This is a genomic window from Paenibacillus sp. S33 (genome assembly GCF_053615415.1).
Map to the genome: position 1 here is coordinate 429,696 of NZ_JBSIEZ010000001.1, position 15,890 is coordinate 445,585.

General features: G+C 47.0%; 13 protein-coding genes and 1 riboswitch. Of the genes, 4 read left to right on the plus strand and 9 right to left on the minus strand.

The annotated features are described in order from the left end of the window. Positions 1-43: 43 nt before the first annotated feature. Complete coding sequence (locus ACWGXJ_RS01940) at positions 44-874, minus strand: transporter substrate-binding domain-containing protein (protein ID WP_061831943.1); 831 nt, start codon at positions 872-874, stop codon at positions 44-46. A gap of 42 nt (positions 875-916) precedes the next feature. Then, positions 917-1,654 (minus strand): amino acid ABC transporter ATP-binding protein, encoded by a 738-nt coding sequence (locus ACWGXJ_RS01945; RefSeq protein WP_061831951.1) that lies wholly within the window; start codon positions 1,652-1,654, stop codon positions 917-919. A gap of 327 nt (positions 1,655-1,981) precedes the next feature. Here ACWGXJ_RS01945 and ACWGXJ_RS01950 point away from each other — a divergent pair, with 327 nt between their 5' ends. After that, on the plus strand, positions 1,982-2,449 hold the full coding sequence (locus ACWGXJ_RS01950) for a cupin domain-containing protein (protein WP_013308442.1): 468 nt from the start codon (positions 1,982-1,984) through the stop codon (positions 2,447-2,449). A gap of 89 nt (positions 2,450-2,538) precedes the next feature. Here the strand turns inward: ACWGXJ_RS01950 and ACWGXJ_RS01955 are convergent, their stop codons facing one another. The 3 genes from ACWGXJ_RS01955 to ACWGXJ_RS01965 all read right to left on the minus strand — a co-directional run bounded on the left by ACWGXJ_RS01955 (position 2,539) and on the right by ACWGXJ_RS01965 (position 8,118). Continuing rightward, on the minus strand, positions 2,539-3,204 hold the full coding sequence (locus tag ACWGXJ_RS01955) for a class D sortase (protein WP_452566033.1): 666 nt from the start codon (positions 3,202-3,204) through the stop codon (positions 2,539-2,541). Between the two features lie 116 nt (positions 3,205-3,320). Further along, on the minus strand, positions 3,321-6,881 hold the full coding sequence (locus tag ACWGXJ_RS01960; protein ID WP_452566034.1) for a collagen binding domain-containing protein: 3,561 nt from the start codon (positions 6,879-6,881) through the stop codon (positions 3,321-3,323). Between the two features lie 224 nt (positions 6,882-7,105). Next, positions 7,106-7,186, minus strand: a riboswitch (cyclic di-GMP riboswitch). 50 nt (positions 7,187-7,236) lie between these two features. After that, a complete protein-coding gene (locus ACWGXJ_RS01965) occupies positions 7,237-8,118 on the minus strand; it encodes an AraC family transcriptional regulator (protein ID WP_446675163.1) in 882 nt (293 codons plus the stop codon). Positions 8,119-8,711: 593 nt separating this feature from the next. Between ACWGXJ_RS01965 and ACWGXJ_RS01970 the strand changes: the two genes are divergently transcribed. Both ACWGXJ_RS01970 and ACWGXJ_RS01975 read left to right on the plus strand, forming a co-directional pair. Beyond that, the gene (locus ACWGXJ_RS01970) at positions 8,712-9,968 is read left to right on the plus strand and encodes a DUF445 domain-containing protein (protein ID WP_452566035.1); all 1,257 of its coding nucleotides are present in this window, start codon (positions 8,712-8,714) and stop codon (positions 9,966-9,968) included. Positions 9,969-10,001: 33 nt separating this feature from the next. Further along, a complete protein-coding gene (locus tag ACWGXJ_RS01975) occupies positions 10,002-10,382 on the plus strand; it encodes a TIGR02328 family protein (RefSeq protein WP_250267266.1) in 381 nt (126 codons plus the stop codon). Between the two features lie 103 nt (positions 10,383-10,485). On the opposite strand, the gene ACWGXJ_RS01980 is transcribed toward ACWGXJ_RS01975, so the two are convergent. After that, on the minus strand, positions 10,486-11,160 hold the full coding sequence (locus ACWGXJ_RS01980) for an NAD(P)H-dependent oxidoreductase (protein ID WP_028541224.1): 675 nt from the start codon (positions 11,158-11,160) through the stop codon (positions 10,486-10,488). A 189-nt stretch (positions 11,161-11,349) separates the two neighbouring features. On the opposite strand from ACWGXJ_RS01980, the gene ACWGXJ_RS01985 reads away from it, so the two are divergent. Next, positions 11,350-11,697: a winged helix-turn-helix transcriptional regulator gene (locus ACWGXJ_RS01985; RefSeq protein WP_302055476.1), complete on the plus strand. Its 348-nt coding sequence runs from the start codon at positions 11,350-11,352 to the stop codon at positions 11,695-11,697. A 116-nt stretch (positions 11,698-11,813) separates the two neighbouring features. Here ACWGXJ_RS01985 and ACWGXJ_RS01990 read toward each other — a convergent pair whose 3' ends face one another. The 3 genes from ACWGXJ_RS01990 to ACWGXJ_RS02000 all read right to left on the minus strand — a co-directional run bounded on the left by ACWGXJ_RS01990 (position 11,814) and on the right by ACWGXJ_RS02000 (position 15,799). Beyond that, entirely contained in the window at positions 11,814-13,061 is a 1,248-nt protein-coding gene (locus ACWGXJ_RS01990) for a stalk domain-containing protein (RefSeq protein WP_452566036.1), read from the minus strand. 238 nt (positions 13,062-13,299) lie between these two features. Then, positions 13,300-14,049, minus strand: a complete 750-nt coding sequence (locus tag ACWGXJ_RS01995) for a YcnI family copper-binding membrane protein (protein ID WP_452566037.1) — start codon at positions 14,047-14,049, stop codon at positions 13,300-13,302. A gap of 31 nt (positions 14,050-14,080) precedes the next feature. Then, complete coding sequence (locus ACWGXJ_RS02000; protein WP_452566038.1) at positions 14,081-15,799, minus strand: copper resistance CopC/CopD family protein; 1,719 nt, start codon at positions 15,797-15,799, stop codon at positions 14,081-14,083. Positions 15,800-15,890: the final 91 nt, after the last annotated feature.

The following is a 15,890-nucleotide window of genomic DNA, read 5'->3' on the forward strand; positions in this document are numbered from 1 at the left end:
AAGAAAGGAAGGAGCTCGCAATCGCGGCTCCTTCACAAGAATACTATTCGGGTTTAACCCCAAGCCATTGCTCGTGGAGCTTATCGTATTCACCGTTGCTTTTCAGTTCCTTGATCGTATCATTAATGGCTTGCAGCAGTTCAGGCTGTCCCTTCTTCACTGCAATGCCGTAAGGTTCCTCTGTGAAGTTCCCGCCTACAAGAATATAATTCGGATCTTGCTTCTGCATGCCGAGCAGAATAGAGTTATCGGTAGTTAACGCTTCTCCTTTACCTGCTTTGAGGGCGTTGAAAGCATCCTGATAGTTTTCGAATTCCAATATCGTTGCTTCAGGAGCTTTTTCACGGATATTTTTGGCGGAAGTAGAGCCTTTCACGGCGAGCACCTTGGTTTTTGGGGTCAGAGATTCCAGCCCGGTGATGGGGCTCCCCTTTTTCACGAGCAGAGATTGCCCGGCGTTAAAATAGACGTCGCTGAAATCAACCTGTTTTTTACGTTCATCCGAAATGGTCATCGTCGCGATAATGGCGTCAATGTCCCCGTTTTGCAATAAGGTGATTCGTGTTTTGGACGTGACCTCTTTTAGTTCAAGTTTGGTTTCATCGCCAAAAATATGTTTGGCTACAGCCTTAGCGATGTCGATATCAAAGCCTTCTACTTTTCCGCTAGCCGGGTCTTTCAGTCCGAACAGCTTGGTATCGTATTTCACACCAACGACCAGTTTGCCACGCTGTTTGATCGCTTCCAGCCCGTTGGCTGCTGCCGGCTCATTCCCCGACGTTGCTGCTCCTTCTTTGCCTCCACAGCCTGCCAAGACGAGCAGACAAGATAAAGCTACCAGCACCAAAGTACTCCATTGAAATCTTTTTCTCATCAGAACATTCCCCCTTCGATTTACGCAACATTGGTAGTCTGTTTAATGATGAATCAGACGGCTCAGGAACAGGCGAGCCCGTTCCTCACCCGGATTCTGGAAAAATTCGGCAGGTTGGCTGTCTTCCAAAATCTGTCCTTTATCCATAAAAATCACGCGGTCCGCCACTTCACGTGCAAAGCCCATTTCATGAGTGACAATGACCATTGTGATGCCCTGATGGGCGAGCGAGCGCATAACATCCAGCACCTCTCCGATCGTTTCGGGATCAAGAGCTGAAGTAGGCTCGTCGAACAACATAATTTTTGGATTCATCGCGAGCCCACGGGCGATCGCGACCCGCTGCTGCTGTCCACCGGACAATTGGGCGGGGTAGCTCTGTGCCTTTTCTTCGATTCCGACGCGCTTTAGATAGGTGATGGCTGTTTGAGTAGCTTCTTCTTTCGAGATGCCCAGTACCTTCATAGGTGCCAGTACAATGTTTTCAATCACCTTTTTGTGTGGATACAGATTGAAATGTTGGAACACCATCCCGATGTTGCGGCGGAAGGCATTAATATCAATCTTTTTGTCATGTACAGGGACCTCGTTAACGATCAGCTCCCCATCCGATATCGTTTCCAGACGATTAATGCAGCGAAGCAGGGTGCTTTTACCCGAGCCGGAGGGACCGATGATTACGACGACCTCGCCCTCCTTAATTTGAAGATTGATGTCTTTGAGTACATGGAAGTGACCGTAATGCTTGTTGACATTGCGAAACTGGATCAGAGAGCTCACCCCTTTTAGGCTTGGATACATAGCTTAGTAGACGGATTGACATGATCAAGCTCTATTAGAATTTCAAAATTTCTCTCATGATACTATAAGCTTACAATAAAAAACAAGATTTTATGTCATTAAACTTTACGCGCAGTATATTTAGGTATGTCCTTTTGCTTGTTAACTGCTATTTATATGATAAAATTAAATGAATATTCACAATTTAATGTTATTTAATTTGACATGTAATAATAGCGTTCGACATGCCAAGGGAGAAACGTGACAAAAGCAACGCTATGTTTTACAGTAGGGAAGAAGGAATTTAGGGTAAAGGAAGGTTAGACAATGACGAAAGCTATTTCACCGCTAGTAACGGCATTGGGCATGGAGCCCCATCCAGAAGGCGGCTGGTACAAAGAGATGTGGAAGGCCCATTTCCAAATTCCGAAGCCTGTACTGCCGGATGTGTATTCCGGTCCGCGCTTTGCAGCTTCGTCTACGTATTTCTTGCTGCATCCGGGCGAGTTCTCCGAGTGGCATGTGGTCCATTCTGATGAGCTATGGTTATATCATAGCGGAAGCCCTGTAGAGTTGAAATTGGGTGGAAGCGGAGAAGAGCCTGGTGAAGAAACTGTGATTATCGTCGGTGCGGATGTGGAGGCAGGACAGCATCCACAAGCACTCGTCCCAGGAGCAGTATGGCAAACGGCACGTCCGCTTGGGGATGAGCCCGTGCTGGTAACCTGTGTGGTTGCACCAGGATTCCACTTTGATGATTTCAAGCTGATTGCCAAGAATCCAACTGAATCATGATGTGAGCATTGGCGGGTGTATTTCTGTAATGAACAGGAATGGCCCGCCTGATTTATTTTTACTCATAGAAATAGGTACTTTAAATGGCTTTAGCTGCTTAGTTTGGCCTGAACAATGAGACGATGGGTGGGGTTTACGAGAGGGTCACATGTAATCAGCGTGAGCAGCTTTTGTTTTTTGGAGCTTTTTAGAACAGACACGTCCGTAGGATCAACCACCTTCAGGCTATAAACGCTATATACATATTGGTTACCCCGAGTGTTGACAACAATCTTATCCCCAATCTTCAATTCATTTAGACGATTAAATAAACGTCCAGAGGTACGGGCCCGATGAGCAGCAATGGCGGCATTCCCCGCTTGTCCCAGCGTCCCCGTTTCCGGCATATGTACAGCCGCGTGTCTCATATTTATCCTCGTTGCGCCTTCCAACACAGGGAGCTTTAAAGCAATACGACTTATACTAATAGTGGCTATGGGAGTTTGTTCATTAGCGCTTGCCATGGGAGCAGGAGATGGGGAAGTATTTTGTCGCGCTTCACTAACCGGAACTTCCGTAAGACGAGTAGACAAGCGAGCATAGCTGTCCGTAAGACTGGCGGTCCATAGCGCATCGCTTTTTCCTGTTGGTAGCTCGGCTGCTTTTAATAGCTTGCTTTGTTCCCGATCCTCATTCCATTCCGTCGCTTTAGGAAACAAAATAAAAAGTAAGCCTAACACAATGAATACGTAGGAAAGTTTACGCAGACGCAGCAATCTCGCCTCCCCTAAGCAAAGTACGGATTATACATACTTTTTTGAAAAATGCCCCATTCCTGACTCATTCCAATCGGGAATGGAATGAGCCGTGAGATCAGGGCAGGTGATTAATTTTATTTTTTGTTTGTCCGTCTGAATTTCAAAAATACGCCCCATATAACCATCGCTATGCCTGTCAAATAGAACGGAACGGGGCTGCTTTCACCTGTTTGGGGTAATTGATGTACCGCAGGTGTATCCTCCGGCTCTTCAGGTTCTTTCCCCGGAACCTTGAGACGGATCTTAGGTTCGGGATCGTCTTTCGAATCCACCGGAGGAGGATCTTGATGAGGCATGACGGCTGGCAGTTCCGGCGGTATAGGCGTAGGTTCCTCCTGTGGAGGGACTATGTCCTCCGGAGACTTTGGCAATGACGGAGGGACGATTATAGACGGAATATCGGGTATTTCCGGATCTTTGTCATGTTTTTTACCTGAGCCTCCGGACGGGGGTGAGGGGTTTGGATGAGTAGGCGTTCCTGGTCCTGAGGGATTCGTGGGGTCTGTTGGAGTTCCCGGGTCTACAGGTGGTTCAGGGTCGTTTTTCTTTTCTTTACGATTGGTGATCACAACCCTCTTTACGCCAGAGCTTTGTCGCAGTGTTGCGTCTATTTTGATCTCAAGCTTGCCCTCGGTGATTTTATAGCCCTCCGGTGCTGCCAATTCTTCCAAGATGTAATCGTCATGAAGCAAGGAAGAAAAGATGATTTTGCCTTCCTGATTGGTGGTCTGAATGAGAGGGGCTCTTTTTTGACCTTTATCATAGAGCGCAAACTGTGCGCCAGGCAGTACCTTGTCAGGCATATCCTGATCTACCTTGGTCAGCTCAAGACTTTCGGTCACACCCCCGCCAGAACCGGAGCCGGAAGACGTTCGTACGATGATTTCCTGGCTGGTTTCCCGCAGTTCTGTCGTCAAGCGATCCCCCTCAAAGGCAACCTTATTACTCACCTTGGCTTTGTCTTCAGCATGAATGAACGATTGGTATTCAAGTATAAAAGCAGTGGAAATATCCTTAGCAAAAGTAAGTTCAAAAGTTTGCTGGCCTTGAGCATCTGTCTTGATATACAGCTTGTAATCTTGGTTTCTAATCAACTCGGTGCCTTTGGTGGTATTTCCGTTGGCAGCGATGATTGTAGAGTACAAATGAAAGGAATCCTCAATTAAGATTTGATTGCTGCTAGGCTGATCTATAATTTTAGCATTGGATACATGGGACTGTCCTTCATTGATGCGGATGCTCCAGTCAATCTTATTTCCATTTTGTGTACCGACTTTAGATACATATTCTCCGCCATGAGGTACCGTGACTTGCGCTGCCCATTCGGAGACAGTTTTTTGTCCATCCAGTAGAAGGGCTTGATTATGGATTTCCTTTTCAATCAGTTCTCCTTCCAATGAAGTTTGAAAGGTAATCCAGTAGGGAGTCTGTATCTTATTTTTGAACTGGATACGCAATTCATTACCATTTTGCTCGGAGGGAGGAATAATGGTGTATTGATCTGCTGGGATTTCAGCCCCTTTTTGTACGCCATCCCACCATCCCAGCAAGGTCATATCGTATACTTTTACGGAGGCGGGCAGTAACTTCTGACCTTGCAACAAGGGGTCTCTCACTTCCGCGTGATTCAGGATCTTGCGATTGTAGTTAGCTTTAATGTCCCAGGTAATGAGCTTGGAGGTCGCATTATAGCTTCCTTGCTTGGCACCGTTTCGTTGTGTCATAAAGTCCGGCCAGATCGGGCACTCCACTTCTTGCGATGATCTTTCTCCGTCTTCAAACTGGTATTCTATATGGGATTTATTACGAAACTCGGGCTTCGTCGTATCCGTTTTCCAGTCATTATTATAGGTAGTTGAATACTTGATTGTATAAGCCTTCTGAATGGCTTTATGAAAAATGAGCGTAAATCCTTGTTTATAGTCCTGTGATAGCGGAATCAGCTCATAATCCGTGGGTGCACGTAGCTCCGTTGTTCCGTCAACACTTTGAATTTTCAGGGTGTCCGGTAACAAGGCCAAGCCCCCGTTTGGAAACACATCCTGAATGACAATATTTTTCATGATGTACAAGTCTGTATTGATGGTAATCACCCAAGGTATGATTTTGGTGTTGTAATTGGGTGTGTCATACATTTTAGTCATAACTCCGCTTATGATTTCCGTCGATACAATCTTCTGCGTTCCATCCGAGGTTATGATGTTTATAACTTTTCCATTATCATAGACACGGCCTCTGGCTTGAGTCTGGTATCGGATGGTATAGGCTGAATCTACGTCGAAGTTGAATTGAAGTTTGAAGCCGTTGCGGTCCGGATAATCAACTGGGATGACAGTATACGCCCACGATGGGAGCTCCTCCAGTGTGTTTCCCTTAAATACTTTCAAAGAACCGGGCAGCAATTCTTGAGTTTTATTGAAATGATCAATTAAAAGAGCTTTGGCTTCGGGAATTTTTGTCTCGCTGAAGTTATATCTTATGGCCCACGAGAGTGTTTGTGTGGCATGATCATATTTTTCAACCTTTTTGGACAAAAATTCACCACGTTCCACCTGAACAGTAGCGGTAGCAACAACGTTCTCTATCGCATCTCCTGAAAGCGTTGCTGTGTTGGAGAAACGAGTTTCATCGCCAATAATACGCGTGGAATATTGAATCTGATAGGCCGTGTTAATGCTATCGTCTTGAAAACGAATCACAAACCCTGTCCCGGCTTGATCTGCTTCAATGGCATATTCACTTGCATTCACTAGGTCTCGAACAACGGTCGAGCCGTCGATATTGACTTGTAGATGATAGAGCCGGATAGAGTCTCTTCTGAGTTCCAACCCTGAAGGAATTGGATCGGTGATGAGGGCATGCTTTACGGTGTTTAGCTGTTTGTTCACATCAATGGTCCAGTCGATCTGATTGGTGCCAGCTATTTTCCCTTGTTTGCTTAGGGTTGGCCCTGACTGGGGTTTTACATTCACGATGACCGTTTGTACCCCGCCTTTGATCGGAATCACAATGATGATCTCTGTACTGCCTTTCATCATCTCTTTCGTAAACTCGGTTTTGATTTGCAGTTTGCCGCTGACATTGGAATGATTCTCTACATATTGGTTAAAGGTCATGATCACCTTGCCCTGACGATCTACTGTGAAGTATCCCACGGTTCCGTCGGTAGTGACTAGTGGAGATGAGATATCAGTGTAGATGACAAACTGTTCTGGTAAATGAAAGGTGAAGGTGTCCCCTGACTTATAGGTATTGTCAGGAAGCTCCCATTCATAGCCTAGTTGGATGGCTGATCCGATGTCGAATTGGCTGTCTGGACTATATACCGCATCAATGACACGCCCTGCTTCGTCGGTCAGGCTCAACTTCGTTAATATGCTCTGCGGAGCTGCATCATGTTGAGACTTTGAACTGGTTGCTCCTTGAACGAAGGGAACCGTGTTTGAAGGAATCTCCCTAGGAGGTTCAAGGTTTGGGACAACGTATACAGCATCCGTAACGGTATGGTTAGGATCGGATACAGCACTCTGCGGCAGTTCTGGGGCTGGAGCATCAGCGTAAGCCAGCGTTACGCTGAAAAAGCTTTGGACAATGAGCAATAAGGCAATGATCATTACATTTATTTTTGTTCTCATGCTCCAAGTGATTCTCCTATTCATCGTAATATGGCAATGCTTCGGCGGTTATGTTTTTTCCTTCCCTCCTCCTAGTTCGAAATTAGTATATTCAGCATGCTAGGCTGACATGACTATCCCAATAGAAAAAAAGCCCTGATCATAGCGATCAGGGCTTTCTTCGAGAGAGGTAAAGCAATTTGTGATGGATCTATGTAAAAAAGACATAATAAAAAGCTCGTTCATCTGGTAGCTGGCTGCCATCTGGAAAGGAAGGCCCTATAGTTTTGCGTCACTGCCTTTCGACAGTTTTGCCATTAACTTGAATAGCTTGTGCGTCTATCATCTATCAAACTGATTTCATGTAACCTCTCATTTACAACTTTGAACGGTTCCCCCATTTTTTGCGGAAGGAATGAGGTGTTTCTCCTACATGCTCCTTGAATAGGTTAATAAAATGGCTCGTATTGGGAATCCCTACGTACCTTGCGATATCCACAATGGACATGTCACTGGTTTTAAGCCAGCTTTGAGCGGCTGTGATGCGGACATTAATGAGATAATCAATCGGAGAGAAACCGATCTGCTTTTTGAAATTTTTAGCCAGATTAAACTTGTTTAATTCAAACATATCTGCCAGCGAGTCCAGTGTTATTCGCTCACAGTAGGACTGATCCAAATATTGCTGTACCCGACGTACTTCGCTCAGGGTTTCAGCATTCACACACGGATGATCATAGGGATGTTGCAAAATGCACGTTAGTATTTCACCAATGAGCCTGGACGTTAGTAGCTCAGCGGAAAGACTTCTGTCAGACTGCCCACAAATCAGAGCATGGAGCTTATCCAATATAATATGCGGATTATGCATGGAAATGACCGGTTTATTATGCTTGGCAAATTGTTCGTAAAAATTTTCAATCAGATTGCCATACAGGTACAGGCTGATAAACTCCCAGGATTCATGACCGGAGGTGCTGTATTGAACATATTCCTCGCAATTAACAAAGAACAAATCTTGAGGTTTTATGATATATTTCTTGCCCCGGTACAGTAATTCTCCCTTACCAGACAACGTAAAGACAAGCAAAAAAGAGGCAAGTTCTTTCCTTTCCATCATAAAAGCAGAAGTTTTTTGGAAGTAGCCTACTTCCTGGATATACAAAAGGGATTGCTTGGCAAAAGCGGAGGGAGTGCGTACAATAACGACCGGATCGCCATTCCAGAGGCCCACGTTGTTTTTTTGGTCTGTTGTCATATTCAATTCCTTTACAAAAAAGCAATTTTATCTAGCATATCTTGGTTTGAATTACCAATATATAATGACTGATTAAACATGATTCCCTATTTATAAAAGTTTATTTTATCACATCAAATATGTCTATATAGCAAAATATGTGTTTGAATTTTATGGGAGTATCACTTTTTATGGATATATAACCTGGTAATCCATATGAAAAAGTCGAATGCTGTTGAAAGAATCTGGGGTTATCATGGATTCAAATCCTTTCTGAGGTCAAATACCAACATGGTACTGAAAAAAGGTATCTTATGCCCATTCAACTTTCTTGTTCACTTCTCCTTTCGGTTTAAAAAAAATGGGACTTGGTTCTGATAAAATGGTTCGTAAGGCTTATTATTGAAAATAAGAGTTTGGGCCCAGTGCTGTGATTTTGTTCACAAACATGAATGTAAAAAAGAGAGATATATGCATAAAAAATTACGCAAAAAGTGCCCTTACGCGTTTCATCTCAAGTGCTTTCAACTTTGGAAATGACACGGGCAGTGATATGATGGGTAATACAGGTATAGTGCTTTACTTACTCGACAGTCAGTTTGGAGGATTACAGGATGGGAAAACCAAAAAATACGAAAACCGCAGCGGCTTGGTCGCTCGTTATTCTAGGGGCAGGCTTTGCAGCCACATTGCCCTTCCAGCAATATGGCTGGGCTCGTTTGTTAGCCGGAGCTTTTGAGGCAGGACTTGTAGGGGGACTGGCAGACTGGTTCGCTGTCACTGCTTTGTTCCGTCATCCCCTAGGCATTCCGATACCACATACCGCGCTGCTTCCTAAAAATAGGGACAAGCTCACGAATGCATTGGTAAGTACGGTGGAAAATAACCTGCTAAACAAAGACAGCATCGCGTCTAAAATTGCAGATATCCGTTTGGCCGATTTGGTGCTGGGCGGTGTAGAAAAAGGATTGCGCACGCCGGAGGCGGCGGCATCCATAGATGTTCTTGCCAAGCGGCTTGTCCAGTCCCTCCCGCTCGCGGAATTGGCTCCGGTCATCGTGGCCGAGCTGAAGCGGCAGATGACTGACTTTGACGCCGGACCGCTGCTGGAGGCGCTTGCTCGTCAGACCAGCGAGAAGGGCTATGATCGCCGCGCACTGGATTACACGCTGAAGCAAGCCGAGTCCTGGCTTTTGCGACCCGAAACGGGTTATACGCTGGGCACCTTAGGGATGCAGGCTGTCAGTGGTTTGCAGGTGAGCGGGCTGATGCAGTTTGCTTTGAACGCATTCCTCGGCTATCTGAACGAAGAGCGTATGGGTGAAATGATTCGTCATTTCCTGCTGGATCAGGTAGCAGAACTACAAAGGGAAGAGCACCCGCGCCGTCAGGCTGTGCTGGATGGTCTGAGGACACAGGTGACCCGATTGGCGACGAAAGATACGGTTCAGGAAGGGTTGAACGGCTGGAAGGATAGCCTTGTTGAAGCCTGGGAAGGCGATGCGTCAGTGCTGGGCAAAATGGAAGAGCTGCGTATACGCTTATTGGACTACATGGAAGACAGAAGCTATGTGCAGACCTATATTTTACCGCTATTGGATCGGATGCTGACTGATTTAAGAGGGAATACCGAGCTACTGGACAAGATCAATGTGCGAATTGTGGAAGGTATTACTGGACTGGTGGAAGCCAACCATAGTCGAATTGGTAACTTGGTACGCGAAAATGTAGACAAAATGGATAACAAATCCCTGATTGCACTGATGGAGGACAAACTGGGACAGGATTTGCAGTGGATACGTATTAATGGCGCAGTTACAGGCTTCCTGATTGGTATTGTGCTGACAGGTATCCGTATGCTAATCCAATAATACAGAAAAAGCTACAGATAAGGTTGTGGAAGCTTGAGGCTTTGGCATGAACATTTAATCGACAAGTTACCCCGTCCGCAACTGCTGGGGCAACATCGTGAGTGCTGTGCCCTGCGTGGGAATGGGTGGGGCAAGCCACACGCCACCGTGAATTATGTGTTCGATTATCACCCCATGCTGCTGGTGCGCTATCATAGGCTCATTATGGAAGAAATGAAAAGCAGAGGGTACAATGTTGATCCACTATGGGAACAGCCGTTGTATCGCGGTAAGCAGTGTGAGCCTTGGGAGGCGGAGCTGGGTGAGGAACTGGCAGGCGCGGGTGCATATGTGGAGCATGACGATGAGTATATGAAGGAGTGCTTGGACAACCTGGCTTCCAAGGGTATTTTAATAGAGATTGAAGTGACCTAAAAAGGCGGGCAAGCGGTAGGTTCATCATTCAGATGAAGTGCCGCAAGCCCGCTTTTTATGTGCTTCAATGTTCAGGGTTTGGGAAGAGGTTCGGGATATTAGATTACAGAATCCAGCGTGTGACCTTTTCCAGTGGTTGTCTGGATTTTTCCCGCTTGGGTTCATGAGCGCGATAACCGAAGGCAGCAATGACTGAAATATCGAGCAGCCCGTTCTCCAGCAGTCCTTCTTCCTCCAAAATGGCATGCACCTGATCGTAGTTAAAGCCCTCAATTGGACAGGAATCAATACCGATCTGAGCCGCTGCTGTCATCATATTGCCTAAGGCAATGTAGGTTTGCTTGGAAGCCCAGTCAAATAACGTACGTTCGTTTTCCAGCAGACGTTGATTTTCACCCTGGAAAATCTTATAGCGGCCTGGCAGTGAGGCAAAGTCCTCCTCAGACATACCTTTAACCTCTTTATACATATACTCCACGTAAGGAGAATCATAACGAACATCCTTGCGCGCCAAAATCAGGACGACGTGGCTAGCCGCAGGAATCTGCTTTTGACCACCACTGGAAACTGCAGCCAGCTTTTCTCTCAATGCCTGATTTTGTACAACTACAAACTGCCATGGTTCAAAACCGACGGAGCTTGGAGAAAGTCGTCCGGTTTCGAGAATGAACTGAAAATCCTCTTCCGGTATGATGCGATTGGGATCGAATTCTTTCGTGGCGTGCCTGAACAGAAAGGCGTCCAGAATTTCCTGTTTTTTAGCTGATGTATTAGACATAAAATGTACTCCTTTGGGTATGGGTTTAGTTGGTACTCTATGGGTTTTCTGCTACTATAATGAGAGCTGATATCGAATATATAGTTATCATATAGAAAGTTTTTGCAGGGAACAAGTACGCACATATTTGTTCCTTGTCATACGTCGGGGGCTATTGGTTTACACATTCTACAGAAAGAAGGGGTATACATGGCACAGGAGATGGAACATGCAGTTAGCGTTAATTTTGGCTGTCCGGTAGCGAAAACCGTCGGGGTTATAGGCGGCAAATGGAAGGGAGTCATCTTGTATCATTTGACCACAGGACCGCGGCGCTATAACGAAATTCGACGGACCTTGCCTAATATTACACAGCGGATGCTAACCTTGCAGTTGCGCGAATTGGAGAGAGATGGCATTGTGCACCGTGAAATTTATAATGAGAACCCACCGCGTGTGGAATACTCGCTTACCCCGTTAGGAGATACGTTAAGGCCGTTGCTGGATTTTATGAGAGACTGGGGGATCTTCTATGGAGAACAGGGTTGCGACCTGTGACGACAACTTCCAAATCAGGCAAGCACTTTTGTTAAAGGGGATGAAGAAAGCCCGCCAAATGATTTCATAGAAGACGCATAAGAAATCATTAGCGGGCGGAATAAGGTCAGATACACTTATTTAAACTCGATGGCTTCGTTCATCTGTGCCCAGGCTGTTTCTCCAATGATACCCAAGCGCCAGATAGCGATTCCTTTGAGGTCATAACGTTTGGCTAAACCGATCTTGGCGTTAACGGTGCTGTCTTTTTCGCTACCCATCGAAATCCCCAAAATGAGCTTGTCCCGCGAGGTTTCCTTCAAGGCCAGTTGTATGGCTTCATCCACTTTTTCCAAAGGCTCAGGAGTAGCCTTCTGTCCGTAATCATAGGCCATGATGATCAGATCGTCCGCCAGATTGCCCAGCGTTTTGTAGTCATAGCCAGAGTAAGAGCTGTTCAGTGGATGCAGAACGACGGTGAGCTTGAGTCCAGCCTGATGCGCTTTGGCCGATAGCTTTTTAATAAAGGCGTTGTAGTCTGAACGCGCTTTAGCTTTATCGCCGCTCCAGCCCAATCCTTCCAGGTCTAGCGTAATGCCTTTAAATTGTTTGTCGGTGGCGGTGCTGACGATTTGGGGAATGGTCTGTTCTTGAAGCTGCGCATTTTCCAAAATCTTGGTCAGCTCGTGATTGCCATCTCCAGAATAGACCATCAGGTAAGGGGAAGTCCCCTGGCTGTCTGCCTCCTGCACAATGGACTCCGGTGTTACGGTTCCAGCGGCTTGAGGCCATTTGTATTCCTTGCCGTTTGTCGTAAATTGTCCGTTCGTATCAATTCGACTCCAGCCGAAGGCAACTGCGTTAAAATCCGGTATTTTAGATTTTTGGTCAAAGGAAGACAGCGCATAGAAGCCTACTGTATACATAGCTTCACGTGGCGATGTAATGGAGACCGTCCGTGTTCCCTGGTTCCAGTTCACCGTGGCTCCAAACTGCTGCCCGAAAAAGCCCAGCGGAATCATGGTGCTGCCGTGCACGGTTTGCGGAGCGGCTGTTAGTTGAACCGATTGTCCGTCCACTGTGGCATTGCGGCTACCCATCTTTAGAACCACCTGCTTGGTAGCAGAGCCTTGCGCTTTGGTAGCGGTGATGCTTTGGCTGGCTTGATCCCATTTCACTGTAATGCCAAGCGCCTCAGAAATAGCGCGAAAGGGAACCATGGTCGTGCCGTTCATCATGGCAGGTTGTACAGGGAACGGTAATGGATATCCGTCCAGCATAATGCTGATCTTGCCGGCCTCGGCTTGTGCCAAGGGGCTATAGATACCGACTGTGGTACTCAGAAAAATAGCACTAGATAACAGAGCCTTATTTACGATTTTCATCCTATGATCTCCTATGCTCAATAGATTGCAATGCTATCATGTTAGAATCGTGAGGGTTCTACCTATTTTACCAAAAAAATGATAGAAAGGTGAATGTGAAATAATAGGATGAGATGAATCTAAGTATGTATTTAAGCTGAATATTATCGTTTTCTTTCATACCAAAAAAGCTGACCCCTTTTAAATAGGTGTCAGCTTTTCTGTTTAAAACGGTCTTAACCTTTATCCGTAACCCAGATTACTTGCGGCGCTTGAGTGCAATGCCGACAGCTACGGCACCAAGAACGACTGCAATGATTGAGAGGACGAGTGCTGTCGTTTGTGCAGCAGAGCTGGCTGGAGCAGAAGCGGCAGGTGTAGCTTCTACAGCATTGTTCGAAGCAGGTGCGGGGCTGCTGCTATCTTTAGCCGCATCTGTGCTCGTATGGCCTGCTGCCGTGCCCGCCGAATCGTGTCCGCTGTCTGCGGCAGGGGCAGGAGTTGCGGACGTGGCATCCGCCGTGATTTCAGTAATGGAATGTGGATTTTTACTTCCTTCGTCACCTGTCCATTCCACGATACTTCCGTCACTGTAATATTGGAAGGCGTCCCAGGGTGCTGTGGTATTTTGGTCTGCATTTTGCGCTACAAAGCTGAAACGCTGATACTGACCCGCTTGAATTCCGTCTTTTTCAGTCGTCCAGGTCACGGTGGTTACTTTGCCAGAGCTGTCTTTTTCGGTGGCTACTTTCCAATCCGGTACAGGCTCGTATTGTTTGAAAACGACCTCTTTCGGAATTTTCAAGGCGACTTTGGTGGTTGGAATGTTTTTTTCCACGGGTACTTTCAATGTGTACGTTTCCCACGCATTAGGTTGTGAAACAGAAGGCTTGACTGTCACATGTGCACTGGCCATACCTGCAAAAAGTAAGGCACCAGCTGCAATTAGACTCACAGAGGTCGCAAACCTGGAAAGTCTGGATTTTGCTGTTTGAATCGTTGTATTCATATTCAATTCGCTCCTTTTAAACATAAAATAATTATTTTTTAGCGCCTACATGCAGGGTGAATTCAGCATCAACCGCATCGAGTGATGCCGTCAGAGCATGTACTTTTACCGCCCATGTTCCTTCGGAGGTCATCAATTCCTGACTGCGGAATGGTTGTTGCTGCTTCCCGGGTAGAACAAATTCCTGTTGATCTTGGTCAGGGTCTGCTGGAGTGAGCGTTAATGTGACCTGCTGGATTCCTGAAACGGCAGCACCTTTGCTATCCTGAACGGATACCTTGAATTCATTACTGCCCACTGCATTGGGACTGACTGACAGCGTAACGTTGTATCCGCCCGTAGTGCGAGTCTCCTCAAACGGAACAGCAGGTGCCTGGCCGGGTGACAGGTGAGTGAGCACCGCAGTCAACAGCATCACGAGCAGGCCGACGGACACCTCGGCACGCAATCCCCGGGCGGCTTGCTTGCTGGGCGCCGCTTGCCTTGCGCTGCGGAACTGGCTGGCCGCAAAGGCCAGCATGACTAGCAGCAGCGCTGCCTTGCCGAGCAGAACGAGTCCATAGGACGTGTTCAGCAGCATGGAGGGAGCCGGAATGTACAGCACGGCTCCATATATACCGGTGGCAAGTAGCGCTGCCACCATAGCAATGCCCCAGCCGGCAAAGCGGCGCAGGGCGGCTTGTCGCAGAGTTGCCCGCTCGGATACGGGCAACTCCGCTCCGGCAACAGGCAGGCACACGACCATGACGGCAAGTGAGCCGATCCAAAAAGCTGCTGCCGCGAGATGGACAAAGTCCGCCGCAATGGCCGGAGCTGGGTGGGTAGCCGCTGCCGGATGACCGACAAAGGCTTTGGACAGCATGAGGCATAGCGTTAGGAGAGCTGAGCTGTAGCCCCAAAGACGGCGCTGACGATCCGAAATGCTGTAATCCAGCGCGTAAATCAGCGTTACGCTTAGGAGCAGCACGAGAATCATCTGGATAAACCAAATTTGCCCGGCTCCAGTAAACTGGAGAGCTTCTCCCAGAATCGGGAGTGAGAAGCCCTCCCTGATGGAAACCCCGGCATCCCATGAAGCCTGAAGTGGCAGGCTGATCAGAATGGCGGCAGACGTTATGCCGTAGCCGCTCCATAGCAGCTTAGTCCAGCGGGGCAATGTGTCAAAGGGCCGCTGATTTTGCTGATGCTGTTCACTTCGATTCTTGTCTTGGCTTATGCTCGGTAAGATGAACAGCCGGAAACAAATCGCTCCAAAAAGCAGCGATAGTCCTATGTAAAGAAACCAACGGACAGCGATTAAGTCGATTCGTGATGTCCCTGAGCTTTCAGGTGCGATAGCTTGATGAGTAGGCGCATTGGAACCGCTACCTACTTGAAATGGAATGACTCCATTAACCGGATGTCCGTCTGCGGATAAAGCTCTCCAATTGACGGAGTAAATTCCATTTTTCACCCCTGGAATCAATTGGATTTCCATGGTGGCTTTGTGATTCGGGTCAAGCTGTGCTTTTCCTGTGTCGACCCGCTTGCCTGTTTCATCGGTCACTTTGATCGACATAAAGGCAGATTGCAAATCTTCATTGAAGGTGATGGTCACCTGAGAAGGCGACTTGTCCAAAACCTGATTTTCGGTCGGACTGGATTCAATGACAAATGCATGAGCCCACGAAGAGTGAGGAAACAGGATTAGAAGGGGGAGACACAGCAATAAAAGACAAGCCACACGGGCTGGTCTGGACAGGTACAACATGCCTGTGAAGTCACCTTCTCTCGATTACTTGAAGCGAGGATATCCCCATTTGTAACATTTTATACGGACAAACCCATTCCTATCTTAATCA

Excerpts from the sequence above, each read along its gene's own strand:
- ACWGXJ_RS01995 (WP_452566037.1), bottom strand. The coding sequence starts at position 14,049 with ATGAATACAACGATTCAAACAGCAAAATCCAGACTTTCCAGGTTTGCG.
- ACWGXJ_RS01965 (WP_446675163.1), bottom strand. The coding sequence starts at position 8,118 with ATGACAACAGACCAAAAAAACAACGTGGGCCTCTGGAATGGCGATCCG.
- ACWGXJ_RS01950 (WP_013308442.1), top strand. The coding sequence starts at position 1,982 with ATGACGAAAGCTATTTCACCGCTAGTAACGGCATTGGGCATGGAGCCC.
- ACWGXJ_RS01980 (WP_028541224.1), bottom strand. The coding sequence starts at position 11,160 with ATGTCTAATACATCAGCTAAAAAACAGGAAATTCTGGACGCCTTTCTG.
- ACWGXJ_RS01960 (WP_452566034.1), bottom strand. The coding sequence starts at position 6,881 with ATGAGAACAAAAATAAATGTAATGATCATTGCCTTATTGCTCATTGTC.
- ACWGXJ_RS01990 (WP_452566036.1), bottom strand. The coding sequence starts at position 13,061 with ATGAAAATCGTAAATAAGGCTCTGTTATCTAGTGCTATTTTTCTGAGT.
- ACWGXJ_RS01940 (WP_061831943.1), bottom strand. The coding sequence starts at position 874 with ATGAGAAAAAGATTTCAATGGAGTACTTTGGTGCTGGTAGCTTTATCT.
- ACWGXJ_RS02000 (WP_452566038.1), bottom strand. The coding sequence starts at position 15,799 with ATGTTGTACCTGTCCAGACCAGCCCGTGTGGCTTGTCTTTTATTGCTG.
- ACWGXJ_RS01970 (WP_452566035.1), top strand. The coding sequence starts at position 8,712 with ATGGGAAAACCAAAAAATACGAAAACCGCAGCGGCTTGGTCGCTCGTT.
- ACWGXJ_RS01985 (WP_302055476.1), top strand. The coding sequence starts at position 11,350 with ATGGCACAGGAGATGGAACATGCAGTTAGCGTTAATTTTGGCTGTCCG.